Origin of the sequence: Paenibacillus glucanolyticus NBRC 15330 (assembly GCF_004000885.1) — a bacterium.
Classification (GTDB): Bacteria; Bacillota; Bacilli; order Paenibacillales; family Paenibacillaceae; genus Paenibacillus_AQ; species Paenibacillus_AQ glucanolyticus.
The window spans coordinates 363,480-382,545 of record NZ_BIMC01000001.1 but is presented as its reverse complement, the minus strand read 5'-3'; the positions used below and the strand labels follow the sequence as shown (position 1 = coordinate 382,545).

Below are 19,066 nucleotides of genomic sequence, written 5' to 3'. Positions count from 1 at the left end.
CCTCGACCATATCCCTAATTCTCGTCCGGATAGTCGCTATAGAAGCTGTAATGGAATTCACCCCCCGCAGTATAATCCTTCAACCATTGAATTCCGGTACTCACACGATAAACAGTTTTCTATATATTTACACATCTGGTCTTCATAGTGAAACATTTCTTTGACCAGCATATGCACCTCGAAGCGGAGGTATTGCTGAATAAAAAGAAAACTCCCCCAGGTACCCGGAAGAAGTAATCCGAATAACCAGAGGAGAGAAGTCCCAACCCATTATTTATATTTCACGACAATGGCATTACTGATCTGACGGCCCGGGGTTGTCAAGTAAGAGCCGTTGTAGTACAAGCCGCTTGAGGCGCCACCATCCAAATTCATCGCTTGGTATGCACCTGCCTGCTTCATGATTTCAGCGAGTTGAGGAATGGTTGCTCCGCCTGTCGTAAGCAAAATCAGCTTGTGATCCTTCGTGATACCAAGTGCACTTCGCGCACCGCCGCCCGTAAGAATCTTCGGATCTTTGAATCCTTCCTTCTTCACGTCGAGGGTCACCTTGCCATCCGTCAATAGACGCGGGCCAGCTTGAAGTGCGCCGTCCATATGTCCGGTATCGTATACGGATTTGAAATCAAGCCCGGGAATCATCGAGGCCAGATTGTTGCTGTCATATGTGAAGATGGTCCGATTATCTCCCGAGGCCTTGTGAAAAATATTGCCGTTGCTGACAAGATAGCCATACGGCGCCTTGTAGGCACCTGAAGTGTAGGCATCGAAGAACGTCCCGTTAATGGCCGCCACGGCATGGCTTCGTTTGGCTATACTGCGCAGATCCTCGACTTTACCTGCCTTATTGCCTGCAAGAACGACATCCAGTTCTACCTTCGGATGGAGAAGCGAAACCGTAACAACCTGCGCGCTAAAGGATCTTGAACCAACCTTGAAGCTTTTTCTAGCCGTGGTAACGGGCTTGGACTGGCTGGATATGAGATTTCCTGATAGAACAGGCAGGGTGTTTACCATGTTTCCATCCGTAATTTTAAGAGTCGATCGGTTGTTGCTCCACGATAGATCCAGGCCCAGATGTTGGCTGACGAATTGCAGCGGCACATAGGTGGACCCGTTCTCAGAGAACGGTGCTGCCTTCATTTGAACTTTTTTGCCGTTTACATAGGCATTTCGGCTGCCCAGGTATAGTGTCAGAGCTTTATCACCACGACTGATGTTGAGTTTCTTTTCCGCAGCTGTATACGTCACCTGTATGTCTTCATAGGTCTTGAGTACCCCGACCGGAACATACGACTGGCTGTTCTTGTCCACATAGGCCAAGTTTTTTGGAGTGGATGCGGCATACAGCGGCGTCATTACTGTAAGCATAGCAAGCACTACGATTGCAATTATTCTCTTCATGTTTCCCCTCAAACTCCTTTTTCTCTTTGTCTGTAGTTGGTTCAGGTGACACAAAATTTGTGCCTATACTATATCGGACGACAGGGACTATTTATTTAGGACAAAAGTCCAATTTTTTCTTGATTTTTGTAAATGATCCCCATTCGCCCGTTGACAGAATGCTTCTTCTCTTGTATGGTTAATTACATGAGTAACTAACCAATGATGCAACCTAGGTCATAAACGAAAGTGGTGAGGGAATGGCATTTCAGATTGATGACAGCAGACCGATATTCATGCAAATTGCAGACAAAATAGAAGACGACATCATAGAAGCACGACTGCCTGAAGAGACACAGGTTCCATCAACGAATCAGTTTGCAGCCTTTTACCAGATCAATCCGGCTACAGCTGCCAAGGGCGTCAATCTGCTGGTGGATCAAGGAATTCTATACAAGAAACGGGGGATTGGCATGTTTGTAGCTTCGGGAGCTCGTGAACGGCTGATGGAGAAACGCAAGACAGAGTTTTATGAGCAGTATGTTGTTGCCATGGTTAAGGAAGCGGCAAAGCTGGGCATTACCAAAGATCAATTATCGGAAATGATCCGCAGAGGGGAGAAAGACTGATGAGCCAAACGGTGATCGAAGTCAGGAATTTGACGAAGGAATATAAGGATACCACAGCTGTCGACCATGTTAGCTTCCGAATCGAAGAGAACAAGATTTACGGATTGCTGGGAAGAAACGGTGCAGGTAAAACCACTATCATGCAGATGATTACGGCACAGCTGTTTTCGACCAGCGGCGAGGTTCGTGTATTTGGGGAACACCCCTATGAAAATAAAAAAGTGATCCAGCAGATTTGCTTCATTAAGGAAGGACAGAAATATCCGGATCTATTTACGGTTAAGGACGTTATGGTTACCGCATCAAGTGTATATCCGAATTGGGATGCGGAATATGCCAAAGCCTTGATCGAGGTATTCCGCCTGCCCATGAAACGCCTCATCAAGAGGTTATCCAGAGGGATGCTGTCTTCTGTAGGCATCATAGTCGGGCTTGCCAGCCGCGCGCCGATCACCATCTTCGACGAGCCTTATCTCGGTCTAGACGCGGTGGCAAGAGAGCTGTTCTACGATCATCTGATAGAGGATTACACTGAGAATCCTCGAACGATTATTTTGTCGACTCATCTTATTGACGAGGTCAGCCGCTTGCTTGAACATCTCATTGTCATCGACAGCGGAAAAATACTGCTCGACACGGATACGGATGAACTGCGCGGACGCACGCATAACGTCATCGGACATCAATCTGCAGTGGAATCCTTCATTAAGGGCAGGGATGTTATTCATTTGGAATCCTTGGGATCGACGCTGTCAGCCACGGTTATGGGGAGAACGGAAACCGAAGTGAAACAGGCAGCAGAGCAAGCCGGATTGGAAACGGCGCCAGTCTCGCTGCAGCAATTAATTGTTCATCTAACGAAGAACGGAAAGGTGGCGAGCCGCTGATGAATGGAATGAACAGTGTCTTTAAAATGCAGCTAAGACAGAAGCTCACATGGTTTTACCTGCCTTGGGCCATTATGGGATTAAGTTTTCTGGTAAATATACTTGTCAGTGTATTGGTGGGAGGCGATACCATTTATACAGGGGGGCTTGCGACGATTTTTGTGTTCATGTTTGTCACCGCTTTAACCACAACGATACAGCTGTTCTCTTTCGCCATGGGCTTTAGCATACGCAGAACGGACTTTTTCTCAGGCACCTTCTTATTTATCCTATTTATCAGTATCATTACATCTGCGTTGCTAGTTCTTCTCTCGTATATAGAGGTATGGACGGGATCCTGGGGAAATACGGTGCATTTCTTTCATCTGCTTTACTTGAGTGACGGATCCTGGCTGGCCCAGTTCGTTGTGAATTTGATATTGCTCGTTACATTTTCGATGCTCGGTTATGGAATCGGAGCCTTCTTCCTAAGATTCAGGGGGATTAGAACTTTTGTTATGCTTGCGGCCGTTATGATATTTCTCTCGGGGATGAGTTTGGTCGCTACCCGATACGAGTGGTGGGGGCCGATCATTAAATGGTTTGCCGGGCATACTGCACTCGGTTTGTCACTGTGGTTCATTCCGGTCGTTCTGATCATTGCGCTGTGTTCCCGTCAGTGTCTGCGCAAATCTACTGTGTAATTCCGATCAAATTATAAGACGTCCGACTAATCATCGGACGTCTTTTCGTCTGTTCTTCTGTTTGTATAAAGTTTTGGTCTCCGCAAGCGTTGTTCCCTGTGGAAATGAGAGCAGCGGGTGCTTGGATGTGCCGATCTGCTGCGATGTGTATATGCCGGAGTGACCCGAGAACAGATAGCTGATGACGCAGGCCATAAACATATACACCGCGCCCTCGCCACCGAACAGTTCGATTCCCATAATGAAGCATGCAAGCGGAGTGTTTGTGGCACCGCAGAAAACAGCGATAAAACCTAACGCGGCGAGAAAAGGGGCATGCAATCCGAACCATCCCGATAACGCGTTGCCCAGCGTTGCCCCGATGGCAAACAGCGGAGTGACTTCGCCGCCTTGAAAGCCTGCGCCTAACGTCAGCGAGGTAAAAATCAGTTTCCCGAGAAAAGCGAACGGTGAAACTTCGCCGGCGAATGATTTCTCGATGAGCGGGATGCCCAGCCCCAAGTAATCCCGTGTTCCGAGTAAAAAGACCAGCCCAATGATGATCACGCCGCCGACTGCGCTTCTGACCATCGGATTGTTGAACCCATAACTGTACCACCGCTTCAGCGCATGGGTAAGTTCACTGAAGAACCGGCTTGTCAGTCCAAAGAGTATGGACACCACGATGACTTTAAGGACCACCACGAAGCTCAGAACGGGAATCTGGCCGATCGGATAGTGCAGGTGGCTCACCCCCCATAGGGATGTGGCGGTTATATTCCCGATCAAGCTGGCCGCGAATGCAGGCCATAGCGCCTGATGCGAGATGAGTCCGATCGCAAGGACTTCAAGTCCGAACAGCGTCCCCGCCAGCGGCGTGCCGAAAATCGATCCAAAACCGCCGCTTATCCCGCAGATAAGCAGTATTTTTCGATCCAACCGATTCACGTGAAGCAGCTTCCCCAACCAATCGGACAAACTCCCCCCCATCTGCACGGCTGTCCCTTCCCGTCCCGCAGATCCTCCAAACAGGTGTGTGATCAGTGTCCCGACCAAGACCAGTGGCGCCATTCGCAACGGAACGGATTCCGTACCGCCACTACCATGAATTTGTTCAATGATGAGATTATTTCCCTTGGAGCAACTTTTGCCAAACTTATAATAGAGGAAACTGACGGCTGCGCCCCCCAGAGGAAGGAAGTATAACAGCCAAGGAATTTCCATACGCAGCTGGGTTACATAATCCAGACTGTAGAGGAAGAAGGCAGAAGCGCTGCCCGTCATGAATCCCACAATACTACCCAGTACGATCCATTTGATTACGTACCCGAACAGCGATGCTAAGGGCCACTTTTGATTTAATTCGATCCATTTCTTAGTCATTCCCGCTCACCCGTTTCTTATTATTCGCCGCTAACCCCTCAATAACAAACAGACTCCTACCAGGGAAGCGACCACTGGTAGGAGTCATTAGCTTTTTGCAAGCGGTTATGGCGAACTCCATCGCCTCATTTAATTAGCATTTATTGTAATGGAATACAGGTTTGCCGTCAATAGCACATTCCCTGCAATAAATTTAACAATCGATTTACATAGATCGTGTAATTCCCTGTATTTTCCTATGGTAATTTGTAGAAGGTGACAGACAAGCCCATAGATGGAGGATGAAGGGGAATGAAATTCAGAGCGAAATTAATGTTGGTACTATGCATGTGCGTACTGTTCGTGGCTGGTTGCGGAACATCGGGGTCAAAGACAGGACAAGGGGATACACAGCAGCCGAAACTGGAGTCGGGGGCTAACACCGAACAGGTGGCTTCCGAGGGTGAGCAGACGGAGCTTTCATTTTATTACCCGATTGCTGTGGGCGGTCCGTTAACGTCCGTTATTGAGAAAATGACGGAGGAGTTCACAAAAGAGAACCCGGATATCAAGGTGAAGCCGATTTATACCGGGAGTTACGCGGATACCACCACCAAAGTGCAGGCTGGTGTGCAGGCTAAACAGCCGCCGGATGTGGCCGTTCTGCTGACAACGGAGCTATACAGCATGATTGACAGCAATGCCGTTATTCCGCTGGATGATTTTATTGCCAAAGAAGATCCGTCTTATATTGAAGATTTCTATCCTGCCTTCATGTCCAATGCGCAGAGCGAAGGCAAAACCTACAGCATTCCGTTCCAGCGCAGCACCATTGTGCTGTACTATAACAAGGATGCCTTTAAGAAGGCGGGGCTGGATCCGGAGAAGCCTCCTGCGAACTGGGATGAGCTGGTTACTGCCGCGAAGCAGTTGAACCAGAACGGTCAATCCGGGATCGAGATTCCGGGCAGCGGTTTTGCTTATTGGATGTTCCAGCTGTTGTCTCTGCAGAACAGTCCGGACGGCGGAAATTTGATGTCACCGGATGGCAAGAAGGTATTCTTCGATACGCCTGAGAATGTGGAAGCCTTACAGTACTGGGTAGACCTGACGAAAAAACACAAAGTCATGCCGGAAGGCATACTGGATTGGGCAACGGTACCCTCGGACTTTTTGGCCGAGAAGACAGCGATGATCATACATACGACCGGAAACCTGACCAATATCAAGAATTCCGCTGCATTTGATTTCGGAGTAGCTTTCCTGCCGATGAACAAGCAGTACGGAAGCCCGACAGGCGGCGGCAATTTCTATGTATTCAAAGATATTGAACCGAAGAAACAGGAAGCCGCATGGAAATTCATCAAGTTCATGACAGAGCCCGAGCGCGCTGCGCAGTGGAGCATTGATACAGGGTATGTAGCGGTAAGAAAGTCTGCCTATGAAACCGATGTAATGAAGCAGTATACGCAGGATTTCCCACTCGCTGTTGTTGCCCGGGATCAGCTTGAGCATGCGCATGCCGAATTGTCCACACATAACAATGGACGCGTGTCCAAGGCTCTGTCTGATCAGGTTCAGGCTGCGTTAACGGGTACGATCGATCCGGCAGGTGCACTGAAAAAAGCGCAGGAAGAAGCAAATAAAGCATTGGAGCCATTCAATAAGTAACCTTCATGTTCATTCCATATGAAAGGGGCAGGTCGCTTATCGGGCGGTCTGCTTTTCACATGTTACGCGGGTGATAAGTGAAGCGAAAGTTAAAGTGATCGCTGACTAATAGCCTTAACGATAAGTAGGGAGAGATTAGGATGTCTTCATCTGTACGTTCTACTTTAAAGGAGAATGGCTTTGCTTGGCTGCTGCTCTTGCCGTCTCTGGTGTTTCTCGCGCTTTTTACGCTTTATCCCATGTGGAAGACGGGGAAGATCAGCTTCTATCAATCGGATCTGGCCACACCGATTCCGACGTTTACCGGATGGGATAATTATTCCCGCATGCTGGACGATTCCGTATTCCGGCAGGTGATTGGCAACAACCTGTGGTTTGCCTTGGCAACGGTGCCTGCCTCCATACTGCTTGGGATGGTCATGGCTATATTTGCGGATAAGGCTATCCACGCCAAGTCGTGGGTGCGGGTATCTTTTTTCTACCCGAACCTGATACCGATGATAGCGGCGGCGAACGTATGGTTGTTTATTTACACACCGCAATATGGGCTGCTAAGCCGGATTACGGTCTGGTTCAATGCCGAGGGCATGAATTTACTCGGAAATCCGGATACGGTGATGGGTGCGCTGGCCTTCATGATGATTTGGAAGGAAGCAGGGTACTTCATGATCTTTTATCTGGCCGGCCTGCAAAACATTCCGAAGGATCTGTATGAATCGGCGAATGTTGACGGTGTCAGTCGCTTTGTTGTTTTCCGGCGGATTACCTTTCCGCTCCTGATGCCCACGACACTGTTCGTGATGATCATAGCGCTGACGAATTCCTTCAAGCTGGTAGATCATCTGTGGATAATGACCAAGGGCGGGCCCGACAACTCTAGCAGCCTGCTGTTGTTTTATATTTTCGAGACGGCATTTTCTTTCTACGATCAAGGGATGGCCGGCGCGCTGACCGTCGTTATGATAGGCATTCTGCTGATCCTCTCCTGCGCACAGTTCTTTGGCTTGGATAAGCGGATTCATTATCGTTAAAAGAAATGGAGGAACATCGATGAAAGATCAAAGTTTGCCTATCACCGTGGGAGCGGCTGAGTCCTCCGTTTCGTCTCGACAAGGGTTCCGTTTCGCCCGAAGGCTGCGCAGGGAAAGTCCAGCGATGCTGATCGGTTATGGCGTTATGTATCTGCTGGCCGCGCTGTGGGTCATTCCATTGTTATGGATGGTTTGGGCAGCCTTTATGCCCAAAAGCGAAACCTTAAACGGCTGGAGCTGGAATTTTACGCTGGAGAATTTTGCTCATGTGTGGCAGGCCGCGCCGTTTGCCCAATATTATCTCAATACGCTGTTGATTGCTGGAGGTGTGCTGGCTGTACAGCTCGTGACGGTCACCTTGGCTTCGTTTGCTTTTGCCCGGTTGAATTTCTGGGGCAGGGACATCATCTTTGTCCTGTTTCTTGTCCAGCTTATGATTCCAGCCGATGTATTGATTTTCCCCAATTATCATGTGATCAAGGAATTGAATTTGCTCGACACCAAGCTTGGTATCATGGCTCCTTTCTTTGTCTCGGCATTTGGCGTCTTTCTGCTTCGTCAAATGTTTAAGCAGCTTCCAGCTGAACTGGAAGAGGCGGCAGTGATGGAGGGCTGCTCCAAGATTGGTCTGCTAGCGCGCATTTATGTACCCTTGTCGATTCCGGTTTACGTCTCGTTTGCCGTTGTATCCATCAGTCATCAATGGAACAATTTCTTGTGGCCGCTGATCATTACGAACTCAGTGGAGAACCGTCCGCTCACGGTTGGTCTTGCCATCTTCGCTCAATCCTTCGAGACGGGGGCCCAATGGGCTGATGTCAGCGCGGCGACCTTGCTGGTTATTGCTCCGCTGCTTGTTTTGTTCATGATTTTCCAGCAGCGATTCATCAATAGTTTTATGCATGCGGGAATAAAGTGAGGAACAATCAGGGTTCATGTTTTGAGCGTATGCTTTTAAGCAGCAAGGGAGTTATTGAATAAAGGCGTCGCTGCGCATGCGGATCGTTCTTCCGATCGCTGTTGTCCCCGGATTTCTATGAATGGATATGAATAGGGGTGAAATCCGACGGCAAAGGCGACCGCTGCGCTTCTCCAGAACGATTCCGCCTTCTCCACTGGAGGTCATGGGATGTTAATCTCGCATGCGATAACATGTACCCTGCATGATGGTGGGGAAGAGGTGACATCGCTGCGCATGCGGATCGTTCTTCCGATCGCTGTTGTCCTCGGATTTCTATGAATGGATTGGATAGGGGTGAAATCCGACGGCAAAGGCGACCGCTGCGCTTCTCCAGAACGATTCCGCTGGAGTACTTACAAGATTGGATGTAAATTTGCATAACTCGGCGCAAATCGCGCTGAAACTCATTTAAAAGCCCGCTTTCCGATGATCCGGAAAGCGGGCTTTTTTTGGAAGAAAATGCTTGACTTGGGCATGGACTTTTTTCAGGTGAGAAATTCAAGATGTCCATGGACGAAAGAACAGGCTCTATTTTATAGTTACAGATGATAATGATAATCAATATCAAAATATTGAGGGGTAAACGATGTCAGCAAACACTTCGAATACAAGTCTTACAGATTCCAAGACCAGCGTCAACCTCCAAAGGCGGCCATGGGCAGCAACCTTTATTCTTATTGGTGGTGTGGCAGCACTTGTTCTTGGGATCGCCGTATCCATATCGCTGGGCGCAGCCGAGATTGATTTGAGGAGCGTATGGGAAGCAGTGTTCTTCTTTAATCCGTCTGTGACTGAGCATCAGATTATACAGGAGCTGCGTCTGCCGAGGGTGCTCGGCGGGGCGATGGTTGGTGCCTGTTTCGCGGTATCTGGCGCGATCATGCAGGGGATGACCCGGAATCCGCTCGCCGACTCGGGTTTGCTCGGATTAAATGCGGGAGCGGGCTTTGTCATCGCCATCTGCTTTTCATTTTTCCCGGGTTTACCGTACATGTATCTGATTCTGTTCTCGTTCCTTGGCGCTGGGCTCGGGGCAGTACTTGTGTATGGGGTTAGCTCCATGGCAAAGGGGGGGTTGACACCGGTTCGCCTCGTACTGGCAGGTGCTGCGCTAAGCGCTTTGTTAAGTGCGCTCAGTGAAGGCATAGCATTATATTTTCAGGTCGGACAGGATATGGCCTTCTGGTATGCCGGCGGTGCGGCGGGAATTAAGTGGATTCACCTGAAGATTATGCTGCCGTGGATCGGAGCTGCTATTCTGGGCGCGATTGCCTTGTCGCGTTCCATTACAATGCTCAGTCTTGGAGATGACATTGCGAAAGGACTCGGACAACGAACGGGTCTGGTGAAATTAGCGGGGGCGGTCATTGTCCTTGTGCTGGCAGGGGCTGCGGTCTCGGTCGTTGGTGCGGTAGGGTTTGTCGGTCTTATTATTCCACACGTAACCCGCAAGCTGGTAGGTGTGGATTATCGTCTGATCATCCCTTGCTCGGCAGTACTGGGAAGTTTGCTTGTTGTCCTTGCGGACCTTGCAGCAAGAATGGTGAATCCTCCTTATGAGACACCTGTGGGCGCGGTTGTTGCGCTGATCGGGGTACCTTTCTTCCTCTACCTGGCGCGTAAAGAAAGGAGGGGACTGTAAATGGAGGCAATAACAAATGACATCCACGAGCGAAAAGACAGGAAGCGAAAGATGGTGGTCCTGTCTGTACTTGGGATACTCATCGTTCTCGTTTTTCTCATCAGTATGAACACGGGAGTTATCCGTCTATCCCCCCTTGAGGTAATAAAAACATTGTTTGGCAGCGGGACGGACAAGCAGAATCTGGTTCTATTTGAATTCCGCTTGCCGCGCATTGTGATTTCTCTGCTCATTGGTGCAGGGTTAGCGATTTCTGGTTGCATTATGCAGGGAATATCCCGAAATGAGCTGGCTGATCCCGGGATCTTAGGCATCAATGCGGGTGCCGGCTTGATGGTGATGCTGTTCATTTCATTCTTCCCAAGCACGACATCGGCCCCGGTATATCTGCTGCCGGTTCTGGCGCTGATAGGTGCTGGCTTGACCGCTGCTATAATCTGCGTGCTGGCTTACAAAAAGAATGAGGGTTTCAAGCCAACCGGACTTCTGTTGACGGGAATTGCTGTGGCGGCAGGGATCAGTGCGGCGATGATCGTGTTGACCCTCAAGCTAAGTCCGGAAAAATATCAATTTGTTGCAACTTGGCTTGCCGGAAGCATCTGGGGGTCAAGCTGGAAGTTTGTGTTTGCCCTGCTTCCATGGATTGTTGTGCTTTTGCCTTATGTCATGTACAAAGCACAGGTGATGAATGTTCTTAATCTCGGGGAGTCGATGGCGACCGGACTCGGTGCTTCCGTAACCAGGGAGCAGCTGAAGCTGCTGGCTGCGGCAGTTGGTTTGGCGGCCTCTTGTGTCGCTGTAAGTGGAGGGATCGGATTTGTCGGACTCATAGCACCCCATTTAGCAAGGAAACTGGTGGGTGCAAAACATCAGATGCTGCTGCCGATAACGGCATTGGTGGGGGCATTGCTCGTCATAACGGCGGATACCCTGGGCCGCTGGATCATTCAACCGTCAGAGATTCCGACGGGGATCGTTGTTGCGGTGATCGGAGCTCCCTATTTCCTGTACCTGTTGTCCAGGTCGAAAGGCTAAAAACCGAGGTGTGCTGCAGGACCAAGTGAGTTTTGCTAAAAAATGGACTTGCTCCCAATGAACGGAAATATGGATTAAGGAGGTCCTTATGCTGCGCCAATTTTTTTCTTATTACAAGCCCTACAAGGGCCTGTTTATCCTTGATTTTTGCTGTGCCATTTTTGCAGCATTGTTGGAATTGATATTCCCTCTTGCCGTGAACCGGGTCATCGACGATTTGCTCCCGAGCGGTAATTGGAAGTGGATTCTATATGCTTGCCTGGGTCTTCTGGGCATTTATGTCATCAGCTCTTTCTTGCATTATGTAGTTACCTATTGGGGGCATAAGCTGGGGATCAACATTGAGACGGACATGCGCAAGAAGCTGTTTGACCGCGTTCAGAAGCAATCTTTTCGTTTTTTTGACAACAACAAAACAGGGCATCTGGTTTCGCGAATGACCAATGACCTGATGGATATCGGGGAAATCGCTCACCACGGTCCAGAGGACCTGTTTATTGCCGTTATGACGCTTGCCGGAGCGCTGGGCATCATGCTCAGTATTAACTGGCAGCTGGCGGTGATGACGTTTGTCATTGTGCCATTGATGATTTATTTATCCCTGTATTTCAGCAGCAAAATGTCGGCGGCGTTCAAGCGGATGTTCTCAGATATCGCCGATTATAATGCGCGGGTGGAGAACAATGTCAGTGGCATTCGCGTGGTTCAAGCTTTCTCGAATGAGAATCATGAAATCGCACGTTTCGCTGAAAACAACAACCGCTTCCGTGTGACCAAGCTGATTGCCTATCGCATTATGGCTTGGAACTCTTCGATCAGTTTTATCCTGATGAAATTCATTTCCTTGTTCGTTCTGGTGTGCGGTACCTGGTTCGTGATCCAAGGACGGATGACCAACGGAGAATTTATTGCGTTTGTGATGCTGTCCAACGTATTCTTAGGTCCGATCAAACAGATCAATGCGGTCATTGAGATGTATCCAAAAGGAATTGCCGGCTTCAAGCGATATTTGGAGCTGCTTGCGACCGAGCCGGATGTTGCGGATTCGCCGGATGCGAAGCCGGTCCAGCATCTGCGGGGAGATATTGCATTCCACGAGGTTTCATTCGGGTATGAGAACAAGGATAAAGTGCTTCAGGATGTGAATCTGTCCATTCGAGCAGGAGAAACGGTTGCCCTTGTGGGTCCGTCTGGAGCAGGCAAAACGACGCTGTGTTCCTTGCTGCCTCGCTTCTATGATACAGAGGCGGGCCGGATTACGATTGACGGGATGGATATACGAAAAATGACGCTGCAATCCCTTCGTTCCCATATCGGCATTGTGCAGCAGGATGTGTTCCTGTTCGATGGCAGCATCCGTGAAAATATTGCCTATGGCAAACTGGGCGCTGCAGATAGCGAAATCATGCAAGCCGTCCGTCGTGCTCAGCTTGAGGATTTGGTCGCGTCGCTTCCGGAGGGGCTTGATACGTTGATAGGCGAGAGAGGCGTTAAACTGTCCGGTGGACAGAAGCAGCGTCTGTCGATTGCGCGGATGTTCTTGAAGAACCCGCCGATTCTGATCCTGGATGAAGCAACGTCCGCCCTGGATGCGGAGACCGAAGCTGCGATTCAGCAATCACTGGCCGAGCTCTCCGAGGGCCGCACAACGCTGGTGATCGCTCACAGGCTGGCAACCATCAAGAATGCAGACCGGATTGTAGTAGTGGCAGATCAGGGGATTGCAGAACAAGGCATGCATGAGGAACTGCTCGAGGCCCGTGGCCTATACAGCCGATTGCATCGTGCACAGTTTGGCGCTTAATAGAACTCATTAACCATTCTGGAGGATTCATATTATGTACAAGACGAAATTCCGAGTGCTTTTATATATGTTCGTACTATGTTCTTTATGGATTACAGCTTGTAGCGGGACAGAGAATACCACGAGCAGTGCCGGATTTGCCGGGGAAACTGCGGTCGGCGCGGAAAATCAGAAGAGCGAAGCTTCAGCACCAGCAACTAGAGTAATAGAGACGATTCATGGAGAAATAGAGATCCCGGCTGAACCTAAGCGAATTGTGGTCGATGCTTACTTGCCTACGTTACTGCTGCTTGGTGAGAAGCCGGTAGGTGCGACCGAAAGAGATCTCGGCAACGTGCATATTCAAGACTTGATTGAAGGAATTGAGAGCACAGGAGAGAGCGCGACGGAGAAGATTCTGGAATTAAGCCCGGATTTAATCATAAGCGCTAACTCGGAACCCGAAATATACGAGCAGTTATCCAAAATTGCGCCAACGGTTATTATTCCATATGAGACCTACCGAAGCGTACATGAGGAAGTCGAGGGCTTTGGGGCCATGCTGGGCAAGGAAGAAGAAGCAACGAAATGGCTCGCCAGCTTTGATGAGAAGATCGGAGAGCTTCGGATCCGCATGAACGGTGTTATGGCAGAGGGAGAAACGGTATCGATTTTCGGTGCCTTCGGAAAAGGGTTTTATCTGTATGGAGACGGCATCTATCGTGGAGGTTTGGCGATTTACAAGGAGCTGAAACTAACCCCGCCCGAACGCATTAAAACGGAATTAATCGACACAGGGGAAACCTTTAAGGAGGTTTCTATGGAAGTCCTTAAAGATTATGCTGGCGATTACATATTCCTGGATGAGTCGAAAGGTGGTACCTTAGACAAGGATGACAAGGTATGGAGCTCCCTTGAGGCTGTCAAGCAAGATCGCGTGTTCTATTTGGACGCCAAACGATTCTGGCCGTATGACCCCATAGCTGTCCTGGCTCAAGCACAAGAAGTGACGGATATGATCGTTGCCAAAAAAGAGAAGGAAAACGCGAAATAAAAAACGTGGCGTATGAATGATTCGCGTGAGAAATGAGATGAAATTTGGGATGGGTACATCTGGAGATTTAATGGCAGTAGTGCGGACGAATTCAACATTTGGTGAATGGACAAGATAGACCGTCTTTGACCGCGGTGAACATATAGAGTAACTTAAAAAAGGGCAAAGTCAGTGATATCTGACTTCGCCCTTTTGGCATTGGATCGCGTCCATAACATCATCTGAATCCTAATCCTGGACTACAGAAGGGAGCAGGTCCGCTTGATTTAAGTCTAAAGTACATCTAATGGTGCATCGCCTGTCTTCAGTTTGTCGTTCAGTATGCTATCCTCAAGCACACTGAACTTGTCTCCGTATACTTTCGTAATATGCCTTTCCCCCCATGCACAGAGCATGTCCAGAATTCCGCACAGACTCATACCGTACTCACTCAGCTCATATTCCACTTTCGGTGGTACCTGATTATGGATAATCCGATTGATCACGCCGTCATCTTCAAGCTCCCGCAGCTGCTGAGTGAGCATTTTCTGCGTGATATGAGGCATGAGCCGCTTCAATTCGTTCGTTCGTTTGCGGCCGTGGGTCAGATGACAGAGGATCACGCATTTCCACTTACCTCCGATAACCTCCAAGGTTGCCTCTACTGCTATGTTGTATTTCTTTGCTTGCATATACATCCTCCTTAATTTATAGGCACCAATAAGTACCTAGGGTACTCTGTGGTACCTACCTTACTAAAAAGTACGTTCTTCACACAAAAGATGATATCAATCATAATAGCATTTGCCAGCTGGATTACACCATACAGAATATTTTCACAAAATACAAGTTATACACTTGATAGGGGGAACTATTAACATCATGATCGTTAACAAAAAGAGAAGTTTGTTTGCACTGTTAGCCCTTGCGGTCAGTGCTTTTGCTATCGGCACTACAGAGTTTATAAGCGTGGGACTGCTTCCTCTTATTGCAGAGGATATGAATATTTCGGTGACAACCGCCGGTTTAACCGTTTCGATGTACGCGCTGGGCGTTACCTTCGGCGCACCGATTCTTACGTCACTTACATCCAGGATGCCCAGAAAAGCGCTGCTGCTCTGGATTATGATTATTTTTATCATCGGTAACAGCGTGGCTGCCAGTGCAACTTCGATTGGCATTCTACTTGCCGCCCGCGTGCTTTCGGCCTTTTCGCATGGCGTATTTATGTCCATCGGCTCGATCATTGCAGCAAGCGTCGTACCTGAGAATCGCAGAGCATCCGCCATCTCCATTATGTTTACGGGGCTTACGGTAGCTACGGTTACGGGTGTTCCGCTTGGAACATTTATCGGCCAGCAGTTGGGCTGGAGGCTTGCTTTTGTGGCAATTATTGTAGTTGGTGTTATCGCCTTCATTGCCAACAGCATTCTAGTCCCTGCGGATTTGCCCAAGGGAGAGCGCACTACATTCCGTGATCAGGCTAAATTGTTGACAAACGGCAGACTGCTTCTTATGCTCTTGATCACTGCATTGGGTTATGGAGGTACTTTCGTTGTCTTCACTTATTTGTCTCCATTACTTCAGGATGTAACAGGGTTCAAGGAAAGCACGGTGGCGGTCATCCTGCTTGTATACGGAATTGCCATTGCAATTGGTAATGTTATCGGCGGGAAGGCAGCAAACCGAAACCCGCTTAAAGCCCTGCTCTATATGTTTATCGCTCAAGCGGTGGTGCTGTTCATTCTGCTGTTTACTGCACCGTTCAAAGTCGCCGGTTTAATCACAATCATTCTCATGGGCTTTCTTGCATTTATGAATGTGCCAGGGCTTCAGGTTTATGTCGTGATGTTGGCTGAGCGGTTTGCTCCCCGGGCTGTCGATATGGCTTCCGCGATGAATATTGCCGCCTTCAATGCTGGTATTGCAATCGGGGCTTTTATGGGCGGCTTGATTACGGATTCACTTGGCATGATTCATACAGCCTGGATCGGCGCATTGATGGTGCTGGGCGCTGTTGTGCTCACCGGTTGGAGTTTGAAGCTGGAACGGAAGGATCAGCAAGGGCATCGAGACCAAGCAGCTTGATCAATTAATTGTAAGCAAGAAGGGAAGCTTTCTAACATTCTCACAAATAATCGGAGGTTTTACCAACATGACAGCAAAAAACTTACAGGATACAACCACTTTATCTAATGGCGTTAATATGCCATGGTTTGGACTTGGCGTATTTAAAGTAGAAGAAGGACCGGAATTGGTAAATGCGGTTCGCACGGCAATCCAGCACGGCTATCGTAGCGTGGATACGGCAGCCATATACGAAAATGAAGAAGGTGTCGGACAGGGAATACGTGAGGGTCTGGAAGCCGCGGGAATCCAGCGAGAAGATCTGTTTGTTACATCTAAAGTGTGGAATGCTGACCTGGGGTATGAATCGACACTAAAGGCTTATGAAACAAGTATCCAGAAGCTGGGACTGGAATATTTGGACCTGTATCTCATACATTGGCCGGTTGAAGGGAAATATGAAGAAGCATGGAAAGCGCTAGAAACGCTGTACAAGCAAGGGCGGGTAAAAGCCATTGGCGTGAGTAATTTCCACATCCATCATCTGGAGCAGTTAATGAAGGAAACTGAAATCAAACCGATGGTGAACCAGGTGGAATATCACCCGCGGTTGACGCAAAAGGAGCTGCAGCAGTACTGCCAAGCGAACGGAATTCAGTTCGAGGCCTGGTCCCCCTTGATGCAGGGCCAGCTGCTGGATCAGGAGGATCTTCAAGGCATTGCCGCGAAGCATCATAAATCCATTGCCCAGATTATTCTGCGTTGGGATCTGCAGAACGGCGTGATTACCATTCCAAAATCAACCAAGGAACATCGGATTATAGAGAATGCGGCTATCTTCGATTTTGAGTTGTCTGATGAGGATATGCAGCGTATCGACAGTTTGAATGAGGACCTCAGAGTTGGTCCCGACCCGGACGATTTTGACTTTTAAGAAATCCGTTTGAGGTAACAATATAAGTGTAATAAATATTACGGCTCTCCTTCATTTCCAGCTGCACTTCGGAAACAAGGAGAGTCCATTTTCTACATAACCTGGAAGGAGAGAGAAATGATGAATCTGGATCTACAAGGCAAAGTCGTATTGGTAACAGGCTCGACGTCCGGCATTGGCAAAGCTATTGCCATGGCTCTTGCAGCTGAGGGAGCTTCGGTCATTATTAATGGCAGACATGAGGATAAAGTGAAACAGACGATCCATGATATTCACTCGAAGCACCCGGATGCCGAGGTGCGTTTTGTCGTTGCGGATCTTGGCACGGAGGAAGGATGCCATCAGGTTAGGGAAGCAGCTCCGGTGCTTGATATTCTGGTTAACAATCTGGGGATCTTTGAGCCTGCTGAATTTTTCGATATTTCGGATGCGGATTGGTTCAGGTTCTTTGAGACGAATATTATGAGTGGTGTTCGGTTAACGCGGCATTATCTGAAAAACATGCTGAGTCGCAATGAAGGCCGAATCATCTTTATTGCCAGTGAAGCTGCCGTCATGCCATCGCAAGAGATGGCACATTACAGTGCAACCAAAACGATGCAGCTGTCCCTCTCCCGGAGTTTGGCCGAGCTGACAACAGGCACACGCGTAACGGTGAATACCGTCATGCCCGGATCCACCCTGACCGAAGGTGTGGAGACGATGCTGAATACTCTGTACCCTCATGAGAAGCTTACCATCGAAGAAGCCGAGCTGCGATTTATGAAGGAAAACCGGCCGACGTCCATTATTCAGCGATTGATTCGACCCGAGGAGATTGCGGATTTTGTTACCTATCTCAGCAGCCCCAAGTCCTCGGCCATCAACGGTTCAGCACTCCGTGTAGACGGGGGCTTGGTCCGAAGTGTGTTCTAGGCCAGGGCAATGGAACGATAAGCTCATGGTGAACGGTATTTTTGCCTGAAGGATTTGGGTTTGAGGCCAGTATAACGGGAAAAGCATCGTATAAAATAAGGAAATGAGCCGAACCCGGATTCTTCGGCAATATGCCCAATGGGATCATTGGTATGAATCAGCATTTGTTTGGCTTGTTCGATTCGATGCCGTGTAAGAAATTCCAGGGGAGTGCAGCCAAACGTCTTTTTCATGCATATGGAAAGGTAGTTCTGGTGAAAGTGCATGGCATCGGATAACCTCCCGTAACTCATGGGTTCGTTGTAGTGTTTCCTGAGATAGTTGGCCGTTCTCTCGGCAATGACATAATGAGGGTTCTGTCTCTTCTGAATTCCTTGTTCTTCAGCTTGAAGCAACAATAGAAGCTCCTGCAATACCTGCTGCTGCTTCCAACGCGCTGCGGAAGAAAGGGATTGCTCCAGCAGCTGCAATTGTTCGATGAACAGTTCGGCCTGCTCTCCCGATGATAACTGTCCGTATTTCGGTATATAGAAGGTGAAGTTCTCGATATGTACATATGGCTGCTCCGATTGCGATAAGGCAAATGGGGTTATTTCCTCTGCTTCGATCCACTGGCCGAGCGTCTGGAAATGCAGCCAATAAAAATGCGTCTCCTCTTGGCATGGCAAAAAGGTGCGATGCGCGGCATCCGGTCTCAGAATCAGGTAACAGCCTGCGGAAACGCGATACGGAGCGCCAGACTCCTCCAGATATAAAGCGCCTCTTGTAACCAGAATCAGATCAAAGACACCGATATTAAACCGATTCGGATGCTGGTGTCCTTCCTGATAGGTATCTTCTCCACAAATAATATAGTGAGGAAGCGGCAGTGCCGTGAATTGGAAGAGCATATGCTTGTCTGACCTCCTGTCATCCAAACTTTTTCTCCATAATATACTCTTTTCTGATCAGAATTCAATAAGACGCATGATGTTGTAATTGGATAAAAACAGGTTGCTTCTGTGTATAGGGCGCCGTCTGATGACATGATATATTTCTATCAGAGTGTACACCTACAAGACAGAAACAAGG

Annotated in this window: 18 protein-coding genes and 1 riboswitch; of the genes, 13 read left to right on the top strand and 5 right to left on the bottom strand. The window is 48.8% G+C overall.

All coding sequences use genetic code 11. The features are described 5' to 3' along the window. Positions 1 to 270: 270 nt before the first annotated feature. Positions 271 to 1,404, bottom strand: coding sequence for a phosphodiester glycosidase family protein (locus PGL02S_RS01675; protein WP_036637203.1), 1,134 nt, complete (start codon positions 1,402 to 1,404; stop codon positions 271 to 273). 239 nt (positions 1,405 to 1,643) lie between these two features. Between PGL02S_RS01675 and PGL02S_RS01670 the strand changes: the two genes are divergently transcribed. The 3 genes from PGL02S_RS01670 to PGL02S_RS01660 are packed head-to-tail and all read left to right on the top strand — an operon-like array spanning position 1,644 to position 3,582. Continuing rightward, on the top strand, positions 1,644 to 2,012 hold the full coding sequence (locus PGL02S_RS01670) for a GntR family transcriptional regulator (protein ID WP_036637204.1): 369 nt from the start codon (positions 1,644 to 1,646) through the stop codon (positions 2,010 to 2,012). Then, a complete protein-coding gene (locus PGL02S_RS01665; RefSeq protein ID WP_036637205.1) occupies positions 2,012 to 2,899 on the top strand; it encodes an ABC transporter ATP-binding protein in 888 nt (295 codons plus the stop codon). The genes PGL02S_RS01670 and PGL02S_RS01665 overlap by 1 nt, the downstream gene beginning before the upstream one ends. Beyond that, complete coding sequence (locus PGL02S_RS01660; RefSeq protein WP_036637206.1) at positions 2,899 to 3,582, top strand: hypothetical protein; 684 nt, start codon at positions 2,899 to 2,901, stop codon at positions 3,580 to 3,582. Before PGL02S_RS01665 ends, PGL02S_RS01660 begins: the two co-directional genes overlap by 1 nt. Before the next feature lie 30 nt (positions 3,583 to 3,612). On the opposite strand, the gene PGL02S_RS01655 is transcribed toward PGL02S_RS01660, so the two are convergent. Then, on the bottom strand, positions 3,613 to 4,944 hold the full coding sequence (locus PGL02S_RS01655; RefSeq protein ID WP_036637207.1) for a voltage-gated chloride channel family protein: 1,332 nt from the start codon (positions 4,942 to 4,944) through the stop codon (positions 3,613 to 3,615). A gap of 71 nt (positions 4,945 to 5,015) precedes the next feature. Further along, positions 5,016 to 5,078, bottom strand: a riboswitch (Fluoride riboswitch). 157 nt (positions 5,079 to 5,235) lie between these two features. Here PGL02S_RS01655 and PGL02S_RS01650 point away from each other — a divergent pair. The 3 genes from PGL02S_RS01650 (at position 5,236) to PGL02S_RS01640 (ending at position 8,544) form a co-directional block, all read left to right on the top strand. Then, positions 5,236 to 6,594, top strand: a complete 1,359-nt coding sequence (locus tag PGL02S_RS01650; protein ID WP_036637208.1) for an ABC transporter substrate-binding protein — start codon at positions 5,236 to 5,238, stop codon at positions 6,592 to 6,594. Positions 6,595 to 6,734: 140 nt separating this feature from the next. Further along, entirely contained in the window at positions 6,735 to 7,625 is an 891-nt protein-coding gene (locus PGL02S_RS01645; protein WP_006210923.1) for a carbohydrate ABC transporter permease, read from the top strand. A 124-nt stretch (positions 7,626 to 7,749) separates the two neighbouring features. Continuing rightward, positions 7,750 to 8,544 carry a carbohydrate ABC transporter permease gene (locus PGL02S_RS01640; protein ID WP_036637424.1) on the top strand — a complete coding sequence of 265 codons (795 nt, stop codon included), beginning with the start codon at positions 7,750 to 7,752 and terminating at the stop codon, positions 8,542 to 8,544. Positions 8,545 to 8,595: 51 nt separating this feature from the next. On the opposite strand, the gene PGL02S_RS28015 is transcribed toward PGL02S_RS01640, so the two are convergent. Beyond that, positions 8,596 to 8,751 (bottom strand): hypothetical protein, encoded by a 156-nt coding sequence (locus tag PGL02S_RS28015; protein ID WP_164762851.1) that lies wholly within the window; start codon positions 8,749 to 8,751, stop codon positions 8,596 to 8,598. 421 nt (positions 8,752 to 9,172) lie between these two features. On the opposite strand from PGL02S_RS28015, the gene PGL02S_RS01635 reads away from it, so the two are divergent. From PGL02S_RS01635 to PGL02S_RS01620, 4 genes are all read left to right on the top strand, one after another. Then, positions 9,173 to 10,228 carry a FecCD family ABC transporter permease gene (locus PGL02S_RS01635; protein ID WP_036637210.1) on the top strand — a complete coding sequence of 352 codons (1,056 nt, stop codon included), beginning with the start codon at positions 9,173 to 9,175 and terminating at the stop codon, positions 10,226 to 10,228. Next, the gene (locus PGL02S_RS01630; RefSeq protein WP_036637212.1) at positions 10,229 to 11,263 is read left to right on the top strand and encodes a FecCD family ABC transporter permease; all 1,035 of its coding nucleotides are present in this window, start codon (positions 10,229 to 10,231) and stop codon (positions 11,261 to 11,263) included. It begins immediately after the preceding gene. An 88-nt stretch (positions 11,264 to 11,351) separates the two neighbouring features. Then, entirely contained in the window at positions 11,352 to 13,067 is a 1,716-nt protein-coding gene (locus PGL02S_RS01625; protein ID WP_036637215.1) for an ABC transporter ATP-binding protein, read from the top strand. A 34-nt stretch (positions 13,068 to 13,101) separates the two neighbouring features. Continuing rightward, positions 13,102 to 14,100 (top strand): ABC transporter substrate-binding protein, encoded by a 999-nt coding sequence (locus tag PGL02S_RS01620; RefSeq protein WP_036637217.1) that lies wholly within the window; start codon positions 13,102 to 13,104, stop codon positions 14,098 to 14,100. A gap of 272 nt (positions 14,101 to 14,372) precedes the next feature. Here the strand turns inward: PGL02S_RS01620 and PGL02S_RS01615 are convergent, their stop codons facing one another. Next, on the bottom strand, positions 14,373 to 14,771 hold the full coding sequence (locus tag PGL02S_RS01615; RefSeq protein ID WP_006210917.1) for a winged helix-turn-helix transcriptional regulator: 399 nt from the start codon (positions 14,769 to 14,771) through the stop codon (positions 14,373 to 14,375). Positions 14,772 to 14,961: 190 nt separating this feature from the next. Between PGL02S_RS01615 and PGL02S_RS01610 the strand changes: the two genes are divergently transcribed. From PGL02S_RS01610 to PGL02S_RS01600, 3 genes are all read left to right on the top strand, one after another. Further along, entirely contained in the window at positions 14,962 to 16,167 is a 1,206-nt protein-coding gene (locus PGL02S_RS01610; RefSeq protein WP_036637219.1) for an MFS transporter, read from the top strand. Between the two features lie 67 nt (positions 16,168 to 16,234). Further along, positions 16,235 to 17,080, top strand: a complete 846-nt coding sequence (locus PGL02S_RS01605; protein ID WP_036637221.1) for an aldo/keto reductase — start codon at positions 16,235 to 16,237, stop codon at positions 17,078 to 17,080. A 120-nt stretch (positions 17,081 to 17,200) separates the two neighbouring features. After that, complete coding sequence (locus PGL02S_RS01600) at positions 17,201 to 17,995, top strand: SDR family NAD(P)-dependent oxidoreductase (protein WP_036637223.1); 795 nt, start codon at positions 17,201 to 17,203, stop codon at positions 17,993 to 17,995. 23 nt (positions 17,996 to 18,018) lie between these two features. Here the strand turns inward: PGL02S_RS01600 and PGL02S_RS01595 are convergent, their stop codons facing one another. Continuing rightward, on the bottom strand, positions 18,019 to 18,885 hold the full coding sequence (locus PGL02S_RS01595; RefSeq protein ID WP_036637225.1) for a helix-turn-helix transcriptional regulator: 867 nt from the start codon (positions 18,883 to 18,885) through the stop codon (positions 18,019 to 18,021). Positions 18,886 to 19,066: the final 181 nt, after the last annotated feature.